General features: G+C 36.3%; 15 protein-coding genes and 3 pseudogenes. 5 read left to right on the top strand and 13 right to left on the bottom strand.

Annotation, left to right across the window (positions count from 1 at the left end; genetic code table 11):
• Positions 1-115 precede the first annotated feature (115 nt).
• A complete protein-coding gene (locus PY770_RS00840) occupies positions 116-475 on the top strand; it encodes an MFS transporter (RefSeq protein ID WP_223602430.1) in 360 nt (119 codons plus the stop codon).
• Between the two features lie 27 nt (positions 476-502).
• On the opposite strand, the gene PY770_RS00835 is transcribed toward PY770_RS00840, so the two are convergent.
• The 6 genes from PY770_RS00835 to PY770_RS00810 all read right to left on the bottom strand — a co-directional run bounded on the left by PY770_RS00835 (position 503) and on the right by PY770_RS00810 (position 6,255).
• Positions 503-1,057, bottom strand: coding sequence for a recombinase family protein (locus PY770_RS00835; RefSeq protein ID WP_275045974.1), 555 nt, complete (start codon positions 1,055-1,057; stop codon positions 503-505).
• Positions 1,058-1,258: 201 nt separating this feature from the next.
• The gene (locus PY770_RS00830; RefSeq protein ID WP_032490715.1) at positions 1,259-1,561 is read right to left on the bottom strand and encodes a VanZ family protein; all 303 of its coding nucleotides are present in this window, start codon (positions 1,559-1,561) and stop codon (positions 1,259-1,261) included.
• A 252-nt stretch (positions 1,562-1,813) separates the two neighbouring features.
• On the bottom strand, positions 1,814-2,743 hold the full coding sequence (locus PY770_RS00825; RefSeq protein WP_275045973.1) for an IS30-like element ISLpl1 family transposase: 930 nt from the start codon (positions 2,741-2,743) through the stop codon (positions 1,814-1,816).
• 246 nt (positions 2,744-2,989) lie between these two features.
• A complete protein-coding gene (locus tag PY770_RS00820) occupies positions 2,990-3,988 on the bottom strand; it encodes a glycosyltransferase family 2 protein (RefSeq protein WP_275045972.1) in 999 nt (332 codons plus the stop codon).
• Positions 3,989-4,030: 42 nt separating this feature from the next.
• Positions 4,031-5,227, bottom strand: a complete 1,197-nt coding sequence (locus PY770_RS00815) for a hypothetical protein (protein WP_275045971.1) — start codon at positions 5,225-5,227, stop codon at positions 4,031-4,033.
• Between the two features lie 17 nt (positions 5,228-5,244).
• Entirely contained in the window at positions 5,245-6,255 is a 1,011-nt protein-coding gene (locus PY770_RS00810; RefSeq protein ID WP_275045970.1) for a glycosyltransferase, read from the bottom strand.
• 384 nt (positions 6,256-6,639) lie between these two features.
• Between PY770_RS00810 and PY770_RS00805 the strand changes: the two are divergent.
• Positions 6,640-6,771 (top strand): annotated as a pseudogene (locus tag PY770_RS00805) (transposase); the annotation flags it as partial.
• Positions 6,732-6,926: a hypothetical protein gene (locus tag PY770_RS00800; protein ID WP_275045969.1), complete on the top strand. Its 195-nt coding sequence runs from the start codon at positions 6,732-6,734 to the stop codon at positions 6,924-6,926. The pseudogene PY770_RS00805 and the gene PY770_RS00800, both read left to right, overlap by 40 nt.
• Before the next feature lie 67 nt (positions 6,927-6,993).
• Here the strand turns inward: PY770_RS00800 and PY770_RS00795 are convergent, their stop codons facing one another.
• Entirely contained in the window at positions 6,994-8,085 is a 1,092-nt protein-coding gene (locus PY770_RS00795; RefSeq protein ID WP_275045968.1) for a glycosyltransferase family 1 protein, read from the bottom strand.
• A gap of 11 nt (positions 8,086-8,096) precedes the next feature.
• Positions 8,097-9,275 (bottom strand): glycosyltransferase family 4 protein, encoded by a 1,179-nt coding sequence (locus PY770_RS00790; protein WP_275045967.1) that lies wholly within the window; start codon positions 9,273-9,275, stop codon positions 8,097-8,099.
• A 50-nt stretch (positions 9,276-9,325) separates the two neighbouring features.
• Between PY770_RS00790 and PY770_RS00785 the strand changes: the two are divergent.
• Positions 9,326-9,652: pseudogene (locus PY770_RS00785) on the top strand (transposase); the annotation flags it as partial.
• Between the two features lie 11 nt (positions 9,653-9,663).
• On the opposite strand, the gene PY770_RS00780 reads toward PY770_RS00785, so the two are convergent.
• Positions 9,664-10,827 (bottom strand): GmrSD restriction endonuclease domain-containing protein, encoded by a 1,164-nt coding sequence (locus PY770_RS00780; RefSeq protein ID WP_275045966.1) that lies wholly within the window; start codon positions 10,825-10,827, stop codon positions 9,664-9,666.
• Between the two features lie 15 nt (positions 10,828-10,842).
• Positions 10,843-11,124, bottom strand: a complete 282-nt coding sequence (locus PY770_RS00775; protein WP_275045965.1) for a hypothetical protein — start codon at positions 11,122-11,124, stop codon at positions 10,843-10,845.
• 8 nt (positions 11,125-11,132) lie between these two features.
• Here PY770_RS00775 and PY770_RS00770 point away from each other — a divergent pair.
• Positions 11,133-12,011 (top strand): annotated as a pseudogene (locus tag PY770_RS00770) (IS256 family transposase); the annotation flags it as partial.
• A 431-nt stretch (positions 12,012-12,442) separates the two neighbouring features.
• Here PY770_RS00770 and pgmB read toward each other — a convergent pair.
• Genes pgmB through PY770_RS00755 form a run of 3 tightly spaced genes read right to left on the bottom strand, consistent with a single transcriptional unit; the run spans position 12,443 to position 16,418 of the window.
• Entirely contained in the window at positions 12,443-13,114 is a 672-nt protein-coding gene (gene pgmB / locus PY770_RS00765; protein WP_014081491.1) for a beta-phosphoglucomutase, read from the bottom strand.
• Between the two features lie 2 nt (positions 13,115-13,116).
• Positions 13,117-14,100: an aldose epimerase family protein gene (locus PY770_RS00760; RefSeq protein ID WP_041817517.1), complete on the bottom strand. Its 984-nt coding sequence runs from the start codon at positions 14,098-14,100 to the stop codon at positions 13,117-13,119.
• A gap of 59 nt (positions 14,101-14,159) precedes the next feature.
• Complete coding sequence (locus PY770_RS00755) at positions 14,160-16,418, bottom strand: glycoside hydrolase family 65 protein (RefSeq protein WP_163601120.1); 2,259 nt, start codon at positions 16,416-16,418, stop codon at positions 14,160-14,162.

The raw sequence follows: 16,418 nt of genomic DNA, 5'->3' as shown, positions 1-16,418 counted from the left end.
AAAAGAATTATACTTTTTCATCTGTCAACCTTAAGGGGACTATAGCACTATAGCAGATCTTAATGACACGTGTTTTTTCTTCTTTAGTGACAGTGATGAAAGAAGATAGTGGATTATGATTATTGCGCTAGATTTCGTTGGTTTGCTTTTAGTTGGTGTCCAATGGCTGCCAATTATCGTAACCGGTTGCCTATTCTTATTCGGAATCGGTGGTGGCTATTTTCAGCCAGCTAATATTTCCACTATCATGCAATCGGGTTCCACCAGCAATCAAGGCACAATCGGTTCACTACAACGAATGATTCAAAATATTGCCATTGCAAATGGTACGGCTATAGGATCAACCTTGATTAATTTAACTGCACCTAATCTTCCCCTGGGGATTCAAGTAACTTGGTATTTGGCTTTGTTCGTAGTAGCCATCATTGTCATTGCTGGAATCTCAATTAACTATTTACACCCAGAAAAGGCCTGAGTAAACTTACTAATTTAATTAGCCTTATTAAGTAAAGGTCGTCCGTTTAATACCTGTATTTCGGGACACATCAATGTCACTCATGCCTGCTCGATAAAGCTTAAAAGCATGTTGCAAACGGGGATCATCTTTGGCATATTGGGGTTTGCGCCCATGATATTTACCCTGCTGCTTAGCTAAGGCAATCCCTTGTTGCTGGCGCTCAATGATTCGCTTACGTTCACTTTCGGCCTGATACTTATAGAGTTCAATAATCAAGTTGGTCATCAGTTGACGTAAATTTGGGTCAGCAATCCCGGTCATGGACGGCAAATTTAACACATCTAGGGTGGCACCCTTATTTTGAATGGTGTTCATGATCTTAGTTAAATCCTGGTTGTTTCTGCCTAAGCGATCTAATTCAGTGACCATTACAATATCACCCTCACGAATATAGGCCAGCATTTTTTGCAGTTCTGGCCGATTAGTGTTAGCCCCACTTAATTTATCCGTAAATAATTTATCAACGTCTTTTAAAGCCGCTAACTGTCGATCTAAATGTTGCTCCTTGGAACTCACACGCGCATAACCGATTTTAGCCATTTCCAATTCTCCTTTTGGACAGTTCTAATGAACACTTGTAATTCCTAGTATAGCACAGAAATAAAAACGACCACTAGGGTATACCCTAGTGGCCTTTTTTGATCCATTATCAATGGCTTTTTAAATTAGGGCCTAGTACTTTTGGAATGGAAATACTTTCCAACACCAAAAATTCTAGACCCAAATAAATTTACCTACGGGTTATTTATCAATTAACTTTGATAGATAATAACCAACTACAAATCCTAAAGTATTAGCAAGCACGTCATTTATATCTACCCAACGATGTGTTATTGCCAAATTGTCTGTTATAAATTGAATAAATTCGATAGTGAATCCAATAAGGATTCCAGTTGTAATCACATGAGAAATTTTGAATTTGGGAGAGAATAAAATATAGGTAAATATTCCTAAGGGACAAGTCATAATGATGTTTAGCCAGAATCCTAATTGATCTAATTCTTGAAAGGGAATGTAAGCAACTGGTGCCTTACCGATCATCATAAAGCTAATAGCTTGATTTGACGGTGGCAATTTAATAGTTAAGGTAATAGGGAAGATTGGGCTAAAACATAAAAAACAAATTGATAAGGCTGAAATTCCTAATAATACCCAGGCAAATAATTTTGAAATATGGTTAATAATTCATCATCTACTTTCATTATTAATTGAATTAAAAATATTGCGATAATTTATAAATTCTTCCTTAAATACATATTTTTGAAAACTAAATTTCAATTATGGTAGATTGCAAATTTAATCCGAATTTTTGGACAAATTTGTCAGCATAACCTGATACGGTGTTTGCCAGTCGAGTATTTTAAGCGGTCGCTGGTTAATTTGGAGTAACGTCGTCGTTAAATCTTGAGCACTAATGTGCTCAAAACGAGTCCCTTTAGGATAAAAATAACGTAAATTCCGATTAAAGCTTTCATTACTACCACGTTCAGCTGGAGTATAAGCATGGCAGTAATAGGTCTTAATACCATATTGTGATTCAAGTGATACTAGCCCACTAAACTCAGTGCCACGGTCCACAGTAAAGCTGTGCACCGGACCATTAAAAGTGGTTAGGAACTTAGTTAGTGCTTCATTAATAGTCGCTGTCGTCCGATCTTTTAACCGGTATGCCCAAAGGAACCGTGATTTTCGATCGATTAAAGTTAATAAAACTGCCTTACTATGCCCACGAGGACCAACGACTGTATCTAGTTCAAAATCGCCGATGCGATTACGTTGATTAATCATCATGGGACGCTGTTCAATTGATTGCCCCAAAGATTGATTATATTTGGATCGTTGGTCAACGTTACGCCGTTGGCGTACGCCATGTTCAGGTAGATCATTCAAGGAGAAACCAATTCTCCCCTGATTTAGCCAATTATAAATAGATTTAGTAGCTAGTTTAAATTCGTGAGCAATCATTCCTGGTGACCAGCTTAGACGTAAATGGTTGAGAATTTTTTGCTTTAACTCATCGCTCAGCTTAGTTTTCCGACCACATCGTGATCGCTTGTATTCGGCATCTGTTTGTGCTAATTCAGCCTGATAAGGTTGACATCGAGATAATTCATAAGAAATTGTTGACGGTGATCGGTTCAGCCGAACGCCCATTTGGATATTGGACAGCCCTAGTTCACAAAAGGTTTCGATTTTAATTCGTTCGGAATAGGTTATACTAGACAAAAGATCAGCTCCTAAAAGATGGGTTTGTGGTAAACACCATTTTAAAGGAAGCTGATCTTTTTTGTCCGAACAGCGTTCGGATTAATTTTACAATCTACCTTGTGATAAAAATCCATAGGCTGCATTTCTAATGGATAAACTTTTTCTATTCATATAGTATTACCTAATATTCCCCTATTTAATTTCAATTCACTAATTCTGAATCGAAGTTACAATAATCATTTTTTACTCTTTATCGCTCAACAATTATTTAAATAATTGTTGAAACGCATTTATTAACCAAATATAGCATTTTATTAAATTACGTTTATTGTGTCGTAATAAAAAAAATTCGATTTTTTTTATTACGTTTTCTTCTTGAATGTCTTCAATGCTCACATCAGCACAGTTTCTTTTAAACCATTTTTCATAATCATCAATCTGGTCAACTGTATAATTATGTCGTAACGCATAAGAAATATCTGTAGAAAAAGATTTTTTTTGTAAATTTCTTTTTAAATCTATAATCTTTTTATTGTTTATTAATGGCATCGTTGTTTCAATAGAATCCAGCACTTTCATACCTAATTTTACAAATGCCTTACTATTCATCAGAACTTTCATGTCTGTACCACGAGTAATGGAGTTCGATGTCAATCTGACCAGGTAAAAATCATATTGTTCTAATAGAATAGATTTAGCATTTTGTATAGCTTCAACGTTAAATAGTAGGTCTTCGCCTCTATATACCAAAGGGCTAAATAATATCTTATTATCTAGTATAAACTTTCTGCTATACATTTTCCCCCATGGTGCAGCAGTGTAAGATGGGATTCCGCTATGCATTATAACTTCATTTATCAGGCCAAATTTTTCTGTATCTGTATTAATTATTTTTCTTTCTGGACTTTTTGAAAAGCTAATAATATCATAATTAATGTCTAAAGAGCATATATGATTCAATACGTCTGATCGAACAAGATCATCAGAATCAATAAAAATGATATATTTCCCCCTAGCTTCTTTTATTCCAATATTTCTGCTAACACTAGGACCTTTATGTTGATTTATTATTACATGAAAGTCATTTTCTTCAAACATCCGTGCTCCCCAAGTTCTAATTTCGGAGATAGTTTTATCTTTTGAACTGTCATCAACTACAATGATTTCAGAGTTTTTGACATTCTTAATAGAGGCGAATAACTCATAGATATATTTTTCGGAATTATACGTTGGTATTATTATTGAAATTTTAGGGCATCTCATTATTTATTCCTCCTAAATTAACAAACTATACTTGTAATAATACTAACCATCGGTTCCTATATTAGAATAATGTGTGCAGCATCCAAGCAAGATTAAATAAAAAATCCACGAAAAAGTTCCTGTCATAATTGAAGTTGAGGTATTTATATTTAAAAAACAGTACAACATCATCACCATACTATACATATGGCTTTTCGTAATTTTCCAATAGCAAAAAGATATAACAATAACACCAATAGCACCTAACTCTAATAAAAATTTAACGCCTTCGATCTCTAATAAACTACCTTGAAACACATAAGTTGATCCAAGTCCATGAGAAACAAATCCCGAGCTCAAAATATTCATAACCATACTATCTCTCCCCATCCAAAAATCTGCTAAATTAATTGAAAAATTTTGGAAGAAAATCGACTCAGCTTGCGGTGTTGTTAAATACTCTGCAATAAAAGGAGAAACACTAAACACTACTGCGCCAACTACCCATCCCCATCTTCCAAGCACTTTATTTTGAATGGCCACGCGATTAGGTAAATATGCTATAACAATAATTACAACTGCAAATATCATCATTAATCTTTTATTAGCCAGTAAGACCAAAAAGAAACTAATCCATAACCATTTCTTATTACCACGCTTATAGTATCCAAAAAAGAATAATAGTGACATTAGTGAATCTGAGAATGCGCTAGATTCAAAAATAGAATTTGAAGATGCAGTATTCCCACCAGCAAGCGAGATATTCATAATAGCAGACAATATGTTACTTGGTGTAAAATTAATTGGCCCAATTTCAAAAATATACCCTATTCCTAAAATTATCAATGCTAATTTTGCACAGAAAATCAATTCATGCAAATTAAAAATATTTAATGCACAGAAAGAGAATACAATAGGGATCAATAAAAACGTAAACTCCTTTAAAGTTATACTATAATATTCACCATTTTTTACAACATAATACACAGTTATTAAAAAAATAAATCCACACATAATCATAAGAGTTCTGAATTCAGTTTTAAAAAACAACTTTGCTTTTTGATTTATTTTTATTTTAAGTTGAAATAAATAAAATAAAATGCATAGTCCTAAAATTATATACTTAACTAAATTTAATGGACCGTTTGGATCATTTTTTATAATGAATGCATCTACCACGCTTTTAAATATAATTGCGCTCATAAATATTAAAAGGTTAAAATATTTAATTCCTATTGTTGGGCCTGATCTATCATCCATAGCTCTCACCTCTCTTCTTATCTTTTACGTATGACTAAAAAAATTCCGTCTGGAAACAAACGATAAATGACATTAAAAAATGCAAGTGGTATAGCATGAATTAATATTGTGAGTATTTTACCCTCGAAATTGTATAATCTAAAATACGTAAACTTTTCAGAAATGATATTTTTTCGCAGTCTATGTACCAGAGAAATATCAGAATAGCCTCTTTTCAAAGCGCTTTTTAATAAATAGCAATTCATGTATAAGTATGCAACATGGATATACGGACGGCTTATTTTCGAAATATCCGTACCCATGTTCAACATATATTCAAAGCTCCTAGAGCATTCTAACTGTGAAGCATTTAATTTTTGAGTAACTGCTGATTTTTCATGATTCACATAGCAATACAATTGATCACCCGAATAAATAATTTGTTTACTGTGTTGTAAGTATTCATAGCAAAAAATCAGATCTTCATTATAGTGAATATCTTCCAAAAAGTGAATATTGAATTTTTGGATAATTTCTTTTTTAAAGGCTTTATTCCACACGTATCCTTGAATTCGTCGATCTATAAATATCGATTTCAATGCTTCTTCAACATTTAATTTCTGACTTTTAGTGCTTAAACGATTTAGAATTGTTTTATCTAAATCCTTTTTGCAAATTTTTTTTCTCAAATAAGAGAAAAAAATATAATCTACCCTTTGATTCATTATATTAGCTAATACTTCAAAATATTGCGGAAAAATATAGTCATCAATATCAACAAAAAGTACCCAGTCGCCAGTAGCAAGGTTAATTCCAATATTCCTAGCATGACTGACGCCCATGTTTGTTGTATGTACAACTTTAATTCTGGTATCTCTCTGCTCCCAAGCATCACACTTTATTCCAGACCCATCGGTCGATCCATCGTCAATGAGAATAACTTCAGATTCTTTATTTAGTTGGGAGATAATACTAGACAAGCATCGATCAATGCAAGTACCCGCATTATAAACGGGAATTATAATAGATATTGTTAATTTACAATTCATTTAATCATTCCATTCACCAGTAAATTATTCTTCCAATCATCATGACAAGCTAAAGCTTAGTTTATTAATAAAAAATTAATACTGATTATTATCACTATACCATATTTTATTATTTAAGTAGTTTAAAACATTCAATTTTCAAATTATTAATTATATACGTAGACTCGATTTAGAATTCAAGTGCAACACTAATTAATTAAACATGAAAAGCCATAAAATCTTATTCTTATTAATGCCAAGATTAATTAAGAAGCAAACCATTTCATGACCTAGAACCAGAATACCATGTCTCACTACTACCAATGACCTTAAGAAAATTATCACTCACTAACATTTTGAAGTCATTCGCCTTGAATTGAAAAACTTTCATCAACGAACGAAGCCCGTCAAGTTGATTTATATGACGTCTTTTGTGCGATCTTATACATTTTGAAAAACGGGTCGCAGTGGCGAGCTTTGCCACATGATTTTCCTAAATGGCAAACGGTTTATACTTACTTTCGCTTGTGGTCCCAGCAGTCAGTTCCAACAGAGCCATCATTACTGGACCAAGTTTTAAAAAAATTGTCTTTATCTTACGATATCAACAAGATCGTTCGGAGTTAACTTCCTTGGAGAACTATTACCTAGTTGGTCGACTAACTAAGCCAATTATCGGAATGAATCATTAATTATTGCAATTGATTTGACATTTTGGAATTAGATACATGTTCATTTTCATTACGCTGTTAACATCTGTTATTGTACAGCATCTCCACTTATTTCATTTAAATACTTATATTTATTCTCTAACACTTTATATGACGAATGAATATCATATCCTCCAAAATTTCTGATTTTTCTATTGGCACTAGGAATAATTGACATATCCATTTTTTTTACCCACATATCAAGTCTTAATGGCAATTTACTGGCTAGACTGGAATAAATGGTCTCATCCGAAACGGCATCCGAAAAAAGGCATGGCAAGCCCGCAGACTGAGCCTCAATTCCAACCATCGGAATGCCCTCAAATCTAGAAGGTAGCACAAATAAGTCCATTGCTTGATATAGTTCAGCAACATTGGCACGAGTTCCTAGCATAGATACATATTTTTCTATTTTTAATTGTTTAATCATCTTCAATAATCGCTGTTCATTTTCTCCTTCTCCTATCAACCACAATTTTACGTTTTTCCTTTTTTTCACAAGTATATTAAAAGCTCGTAGTAAAAATTCCTGATTTTTTTGGTAAGATAGTCGTCCAACATTCCCAATTATTAAAGTATTATCATCAATCCCCATTTTTTTTCGTACTTGTATTCTTTTATGTTCTGAAAAGATAAAATGTTGTACATCAATTGAATTCTTCATAACAAAAAATTCTCGATCACCAAATAAAAAATGTCCAGCATCTTTACCACAAGCAAAGTACTGATTAGCGACACTAGGTATTCCTAGTTTAAAAAGCTGCTTTAAAGGCATTTTAAAATCAATATCCATACTCGTATTGTGGCTGTGCGCAATTCGAATTGGAATTCCCGCACGTTTAGCAGCTAATAATGGAAGGAAGCTCATTGAATCTATATGGGAATGCACAATTTTATATTCTGGATGTTCAGAAAATAATTTACTCATTTTTTTAAAATAGCTGACATAATTGTTTGGATATAACCGTGGCATTTTATAAATATGTCCGCCCAGTCTTTCAATCTCAGCATCATATGCTGAAGGTCCCGGACGATGTGTGAGGAAATCAAACTGTATCTTCGTTCTGTCTATTTCACGATAATAATTCATTATTACCGTTTCAAGCCCTGCACGATGCATGTTGTTAACTACTTGTAACACTCTGATCAAAACTACTCTCCTTTAAACAATACCTGCAAATAAACTTTGGATGTTTCATGCGCAACAATATTCCAACTGTATTTGTCAGCAACATAATTCTTACTACTCTGTTTCATCGCACGACGTAAACGCGTATCATGTAGGAATCTATTTATTACATTTTTCATTTGATTTTGATCTTTTGGAGAAAATAACAATGCATGGTCTCTTCCGACAACTTCGGCAATCTCAGGAATATTACTAGCGGCAACTGCATTGCCAAAGGAAAGTGCCTCAAGTAATGACATGGGCATTCCTTCAACAAATGATGGAATAATGTACACAAAAGCATTACTATAAAGTTCGGATAATAGCCTCCCACCCACAAAACCAGTAAAAATAATACGTGAATCACTTTGAGAAAGCTTTATTATTTTTTTAACATACTCGTCAGTATCGCTACCATCTCCAACAATAACTAATTTTTTATTAGTATCGACCCCCCTGAAAGATTCAATAAGAGGTAATATTCCCTTCTCAGGAGTCAATCTAGATACTGTAAGGAAATAATCATCTCCAAATAGCCCAAATTTTTTTGTGATAATTGAAGGTTCTATTTGATCACTTTTTTTAACGCCATTAGGAATATAAAAAGTATTTCTACTATATGTCTTTTTAAAGTATTTCTGTGTATCTTTATTCAATACAATAATTGCATCAGCATACTTTGCTAACATCTTCTCTCCAAAATGTATATAATGTGCTCCAAATCCGTGATGCCATTTATCTCGTTTCCAATCCAGACCGTGGACAGTAACAATACATTTTTTCCTCATAAGGTGTGGCAACCAAATCATCACACTTGGCCCTTCCGCATGAATATGTACTAAGTCATATGGACCAAATGCAGCAATAAATGCAGCAAAAAATGAAGATATAACCGCTGATAAGCCTTTTAGGCGAATGCTAGGAACATTTTTCACCTTAACTCCCTTAAAATTGTGACTTACAGGTTGATAATCCCCATGCTTAATTTTTTCTCCAGCACGATTAAGAACCGTGATTTCAAATCCGTTCAACACTAGTTTGGGACATAATTCAGTAAGAACCGTTTCTATCCCCCCTGACCTTGACGGGATTCTTTTATGTCCAAACATGATAATACGCATCTTTTTATTAGTGCTATTTGATTCAATATTTATTTTCTTCAAGTTCTTTCTCCAAACAAATGATTAATGTCAAAATACTTTTAATATGCTTAATTGGGTTGTGCGCAGATCTTGGGATCAAGCTTAGCGGTCCTAGATTGGGCCGTCGGCCGAAGCAAGTCGATCCGGCCAAACGTAAGGCAGACCGACAAGCCGAAAATCGACGAGGTGAGATCGAGCGTGAGTTTGCCTTCATCAAAGGGAAACTAGGACTTGATCTGGTAACCGCTAAAACTGCAGAAACAATCGCCGTAAGCATTGACGCCACAATCGTTTTAGCTCTTTTTTCTGTACCAATTTCGTTCAATGTACGATCAGGCAAGCAAACGATAAAAATCGAGTATCAATTGACTGTCGTGGTTGCGGAATCGGTGGCCTAATTCACCAGCCACTAATTAGTGGCCTTCCTTTGTTTAATGGTTCTAATAATTGTATTTGTAAAACTCGAACTTGTAGCAACACAAATCGCAAAATACACCATTACGCAAATCACACCTTGAAATAATAATGATACAAACGTTCCAGGAAGTTTGTAATTGATACACCGTATGATTCCAAAAGTCGTTGCTCCAGCAAGGATATATTTCCATTTTCCCGACAAACCCGAAAAGTTTGGTATTGCCTTCGATACAAAAAACAAATCAATCAGAGTTATGCATGTTTCAGCAAGAACCGTCGCGATTACTGCCCCCATTGTACCCTGGTTCTTAATCAGAAGGATATTGGCGAGAATAACCGAAGCGGAGAAATTTGTTTCGATTACGGTACCATTTTCAAGCGTGGCCGGTCTTCTGTGAGGTCTAAAGAGCATTCGACTTATCTGATTGTTTTCTTTAATCCGATCATAATTAAGACTATCCCTATTCCAAAGATCATTGAGGAAGATTTTCAACATTTGTTTCCATGTTTTTACTGGATATTCGTTTTCATTAATTGTTATTTGAACAGGGGCTTTACCCGTCACATTAACTGTTTGATCAATTGTGTACTCACCAGCAATTTCTTCTTCATTAACTTCTTTGATGTTTGGCATCGGAAAGATTTGGATTAACTCATCTATTAACTCTTTAGTGCGGTCGATAATTGCTTCTTTTCCCCATTGGTTATACGTTTCAGCAACTTCTCGAGTAAGAGAAACATTTGAGTCCTTATAAAATTCTTTTTTCTCACTATAAGGCTTATTACTCATCTCCTGATTATATTTAGTTAAAGTCAGGTTACCAAGCGTACTACCATACTGTTCTTTAACCTTATCAGCATTAGCAACCTGAAGTCGCCATTCTGCGTTCAATCGTTGTGGCATGATATGCTCAACCTGTGCATCATCAAAATTAATTGTTTCTCGAGTCCTATGTTCTTCAAGGATTACCAATGATAACTTTGCTAAATGATGTCTTTGATGATAAAGGTCCACTTCCATCAAACTTTCCAATAACTTTCGATCGTCTGGAAAGTTTGCCTTTAACAACCGAAGTAACCTGAGGCGTAGGTTACCACCCTCTTTAGATAAATCACATAGGCCTACGACAATTTTATTTAAACGATTTGTTGACATTTGACATGCCTTTAATCAGAAAAGATAACTTTCCAAAATATGTGCTAACTGAATGGCTTCTTCTTGATTAATTTTTGCTGTATCTACTAAATCCATTAATAGCATTAGATAAGGAAATACAACCTTACTATCCATCACATTGATATGCTCTAATATCTTATTAAACCGATCATCAGCAGATTTGTGATTCAAAATTTGATCGTAGTAACTAGCAAATTTAAAGAGGTCAGCGAGAGCTTGTTCGGAACTTAGCCCATTTGAAATGAAGTAGTCCTTATAGCTACTATTATACACCATTCTTTTTATTAGAAACAACGGTCATTCAGTTGTATACCAAGGGAATTACCACTGCTGAAATTGCCGAACTCATTGAGAAAATGTACGGTGCTCACTACTCCAAAGCCACGGTTTCCAACATGACTAAAGCCGTCAATGAACAGGTTCAAGCTTTCCAGCAACGTCGGCTGGCTTCACAATATGCGGCCATCTTCTTAGATGCCACTTACTTGCCGTTAAAGCGGGATACCGTTCAAAAAGAAGCCGTTCATATTGCGATTGGCATTCGTCCAGATGGTACGAAAGAAGTGCTGAACTACCAAGTGGCGCCAACGGAATCGACTGGAATCTGGACTGAATTGCTGGGAACCTTGATCAAGCAGGGCGTTAAAGATGTGCTGTTGTTTGTGGCCGATGGGTTAGTTGGTTTGGACGAAGGCTTGAATCGGCATTTCCCTAAAGCCAAACGACAACGTTGCCTGGTTCATGTTGGGCGGAATCTGATGAACAAAGTTCGTGTAAAAGACCGCAAGGCCGTGATCAGTGACTTTAAACAAGTTCATCGGGCCGCCAACCGTGAAGCAGCCGAGCTGAAACTGAATGAGTTCGCCAACAACTGGCATCAGACCTATCCCAAATTAATCAAAGATCTGCTTAAAATGCCGAATTTACTCACTTTCATGGACTTTCCACCAGCTATCCGGCAATCACTATACTCCACTAACCTGATTGAGAACTTTAATAAGCATCTCAAGCGCACCACCCACCACAAAGAACAATTTCCAACGGAAGATTCACTGGATTGCTTCCTGGTTTCTCAGTTTAATGTTTATAACGAGAAGTCTCTGAAGCGGATCCACCGAGGGTTCAAAGGACTCCAGGGCACCTTGGAAGCATCATTTATTTAAGTTAGATACATATTATATGTACGAAGGCATTTCATTTACACAAGATTCTTGACACTACCTGTTTTGTATGCTTCCAAAATATTTGGGAATTCCCAACCTTTCACGACTGCAATTGGCTCAGCAGACATCAGCAGTATTCGATTACTAAATGGTGCAAAAGGTGTTGGCATTTCTGTCTCTGAGAATCTATCAATTGTGATCATCGATTGAACAGAATTAACCCAATTAGCACGTCCTATTTTAACACCTGTGCAGTAAAAATTTACACAGATGGATGAATTAGCTATTACGGCTCTCGTTGATCACATACAACAACGCATACCGTAACTTTTACCGATATCACACTCAAGCAGGGCAATACGGTGGCAAATGTTAATTAAAACAACAAAAGAGTGTCAGTATTTTTATGTACTGACACTCTTTTTAGTTATCTATTGCATTTTAGCTTCAATATTTGCTAATGTCACTTCTGAAGTAGACTCAAAATTCAGATCCGCTTCTGACAACACATCTGGATCACCAATTGCTAGTGATGTTTCACCTGCGCCATTGATTGAGGAAATTCCAGCAGCTGAATCTTCCAATCCAATGACATTTTCTGGATCTAAATGTAAGACTTCCGCAGCACGAACGAAGATTTCAGGATCAGGTTTCCCCTTTGTCAAAGTGGCGGGATCAACAATGCCAACAAAATATTCGGTCAATCCCAAATGATCTAGAATCATTGGTGCGTTTTTAGAAGCTGATGCCACCGACATTGTATAGCCAGCTGCCTTAGCTGATTGAATGAAATCTTTCATGCCAGGCAAAATATCATTTTCAGTCAATGTTGAAATGAGTTGTTGATAATTATGATTTTTCTTTTCTGCTAATGCTTCTTTATCTGCTTGAGAAAAATCATCGGCATGATCCCCAGCATCCAAAATCATTTGCAAGGAAGCCATGCGACTGATGCCCTTCAAACTTTCAGCTAATTCTGGTGTCCAAGTTGTGCCAACCTCATCAGCTGTTTGATGCCAAGCTTCACCATGAAAGCGCGCCGTGTCGGCAATAACGCCATCTAAATCAAAGGCAAAACCTTTAATATCTGAAAATTTAGCCATTTTTATTTATCCTCGCTTTTTTTAATTTGGTAAGTTACAGTATATGTTTTTGTTTCATTTGCTGGCAAAACAATATCACCAAAGCCTTCATGATTAACCGCATCAGGCAAGGTCTGCATCTCAATAGCAAGCGCTGTTTTAATGTCACTGCTATCGTCAGGATTGGCAGTGAATACAACCGCACCATTGCGATCTGAATCCACTGTCAAGGTCAAACTTTCATCGGGTGAAGTTAGTCTTACTCCCTCCCCTTGACGGCTGGGATCTAATACCCAAGCATCATCGTAATGCTCTTGTCCCAAGGCATGCAAATGCGCAAAATCAAATTTTGTATTTTGATTATCAATCAAGTTACCGGTTGGAATCGCGTGATTATCAACTTCAAGATGTTGACGTGATGCAATTTGTAATTTATGCTGGCTGATATCTTGATCCTTACCAACTAAATTAAAGTAGACATGCGTCATTGGATTGAACAATGTATTCTCGGTTGAAACGCCACTAAATATAATGTCTAAACGATCTTCATCGTCCAATCGATAGGTCACTTGGGCAGCTAATTGTCCGGCGAATTCATCATCAAAAGTACGTGTGAAATTAATTTCCGCCGCTGTACCCAAGTTTCTTGCTTCACCGTGCCAATTAACCGCATCAAAGCCATTAATGCCAGAGTGTAAAACATTGCCATGATCATTTGGCGTTAATGTAAAATGTGCCCCATTAATATCATAATCAGTTTTTGATAGACGACCACCAACACGACCAATTGTATTTCCAAAATGGAATGGATTATCTAAATACGCGGCTAAATCATCAAATTGGACTAACAATTCTTGTTTGACACCATCACGTTCAACGGAAAACGATTGCCAAGTTGCCCCGTATGAAATTGCAGTAATCTGTGTGTGCTTGATATTTTCTAGGGTAAACGCCGTCACGACTTCTCCGTCAGGTAATTGCCCAAAATCCTTCTCTACTACTTTCATGATATCCTTTCTTCCTGTTATACAACAAATGAGCGATTCCTCGCTCATCATTATGCTTATTACTTTGTCAATTCGACATCTTGCCCTGATAGGTTAATCACTAATGGTTCACCTGAAATCAAGTCAACATGTGCACCTTGACCATCGACTGACACTTCCAAAACATGACCGCGGAATACCAAACGGAAAGCATATTTTGTCCATTTCTTTGGCAAGAATGGCTTCAAGTAGAGTTTGCCATCACGAACACGCATGCCAGCAAATCCTTGCACAATCGCTAACCATGAGCCTGTCATAGCGGTTATATGCAAACCATCTGACGTGTCATTATTATAATTATCTAAGTCCAAACGGGCCGCACGTTCGTACAATTCAACTGCTTTATCTTCCATGTGTAAGTCAGCAGCCAAAATTGAGTGAACAGATGGCGACAATGATGACTCATGCACTGTAAATGGTTCATAGAATTCAAAGTTGTTACGCTTTTCTTCTTCTGTAAATGCGTCTGGGAAATAGAACATGGCCTGTAATGTATCAGCTTGCTTAATATATGGCGAGCGCAAGATGCGATCCCATGACCAGTGTTGGTTAATTGGTCGAATGTCTTGTGGCATATCAGCAATTGGTGTCAAGTCTTTATCCAAGAATGTATCATGTTGAACAAAGATATGTTTTTTACCTGTCTTGGTTTCAACATCAGCCTCTGGCAAATACATTTTATCAACAATTTCTTGCCACTTTGCTAATTCTTCATCCGTCAAAGCCAACTTAGCTTTTTCATCAGCATTAATTTCACTGTAGTGTTCAAGGGAGTATTGCAAAACCCATTTTGCCATCCAATTTGTATAGAAATTGTTATTAACATTGTTTTCATACTCGTTGGGACCCGTGACACCATGAATCATGTACTTATCGTTTCGGGCAGAATAGTGGACACGATCTGCCCAGAAACGTGCGATATTATACAAAACTTGTGCGCCGTCACCGTCAAGCCATGAGTGATCTCCCGTGATGTTTGTATAATTATAAATCGCATAAGCAATTGTCGAATTACGGTGAATTTCTTCAAAAGTAATTTCCCACTCGTTGTGTGACTCAATACCATCAAAGGTCACCATTGGGTACAAAGCACCTTTTAAGCCTTGTTCTTTGGCATTGTGGAATGCACCATCCAACTGATCAAAACGATATTGTAGCAATGAACGGGTCACAGACGGATCAGCAACACCAAGGTAAACAGGAATAGCAAATGCTTCGGTGTCCCAATACGTGGCACCACCGTACTTCTCGCCAGTGAAACCTTTTGGTCCGATATTCAAACGTGGATCATTACCATAGTAAGTTGAGAATAACTGGAATAAGTTGAAGCGAATACCTTGCTGTGCCGCATTATCTCCTTCAATTTGAACATCAGCTTTTTCCCAACGATTAGCCCATTCTTGTGCATGTGCTGTGTATATGTCGTCGTATTTTTGTGCGGCAAGGTCCGCAGTTAATGTCTCACCTGCTTTAATCACTTGAGCTAGGCTATCATAATCACGCGAAGTTGTCACAATCACGCGCTTTTCAAAACTAACTGAACCTTTAGCTGGTACTTCAATGTCAAAGTTATCAGTCACTTCTTTTTCAGAGCGGTTCGCACCATGCTTTTCACCGCCAACAAAGCTCTGACGGGCAACAACTGTAAATTGTGGCACACCAAACGGATTTTCAATTGTTTGCGTAGCGATAAATGATGAATTAGTCTCATTACCTGCGTCCAAAACTTGCCAAAACTTTTCATCATAATTTGAATCTTCATTGACAACGTCAGCGTCGATACTAGCATCAAAACGAATTGTGTGCGTTTGACCATCAGCAGATGATAACTCATAGTGAATATCTGCCAATTCCTTCACTGCTGCTGAAACTAAGCGCGTGATTTTAAACGTTACGCCAAACACAGTAAACGTTCGATTCAAAACACCATTTTTCATATCCAATGATACTTCAAAATCAGTCACATCATTTTTAGCTAGATCAACTTGATTACCATCAACGTAAATGTCTGCTTTGACATAGTTTAGCGCATTGATAGCTTTTCCAAAGTAAAGCGGATAACCATTTTTCCACCAACCGACACGTGTTTTATCTGGGAACCAAACACCACCAACGTAAATTCCTTGATGTGTGTCACCGGAATAGACTTCTTCAAACATGCCACGCATGCCCATGTATTCGTTACCCAAACTCGTCATAGATTCTTGGAGACGTTTATCTTCGGGATTCAAATCATGTGATGTAACTTTCCAAGGATCAACTTCAAAAATTCGTTTCAT

Origin of the sequence: Fructilactobacillus sanfranciscensis, assembly GCF_029023685.1 — a bacterium.
GTDB classification, from domain to species: Bacteria; Bacillota; Bacilli; order Lactobacillales; family Lactobacillaceae; genus Fructilactobacillus; species Fructilactobacillus sanfranciscensis.
Note: the sequence above shows the minus strand (reverse complement) of the source record. Positions and strands in the feature narration are given on the sequence as shown.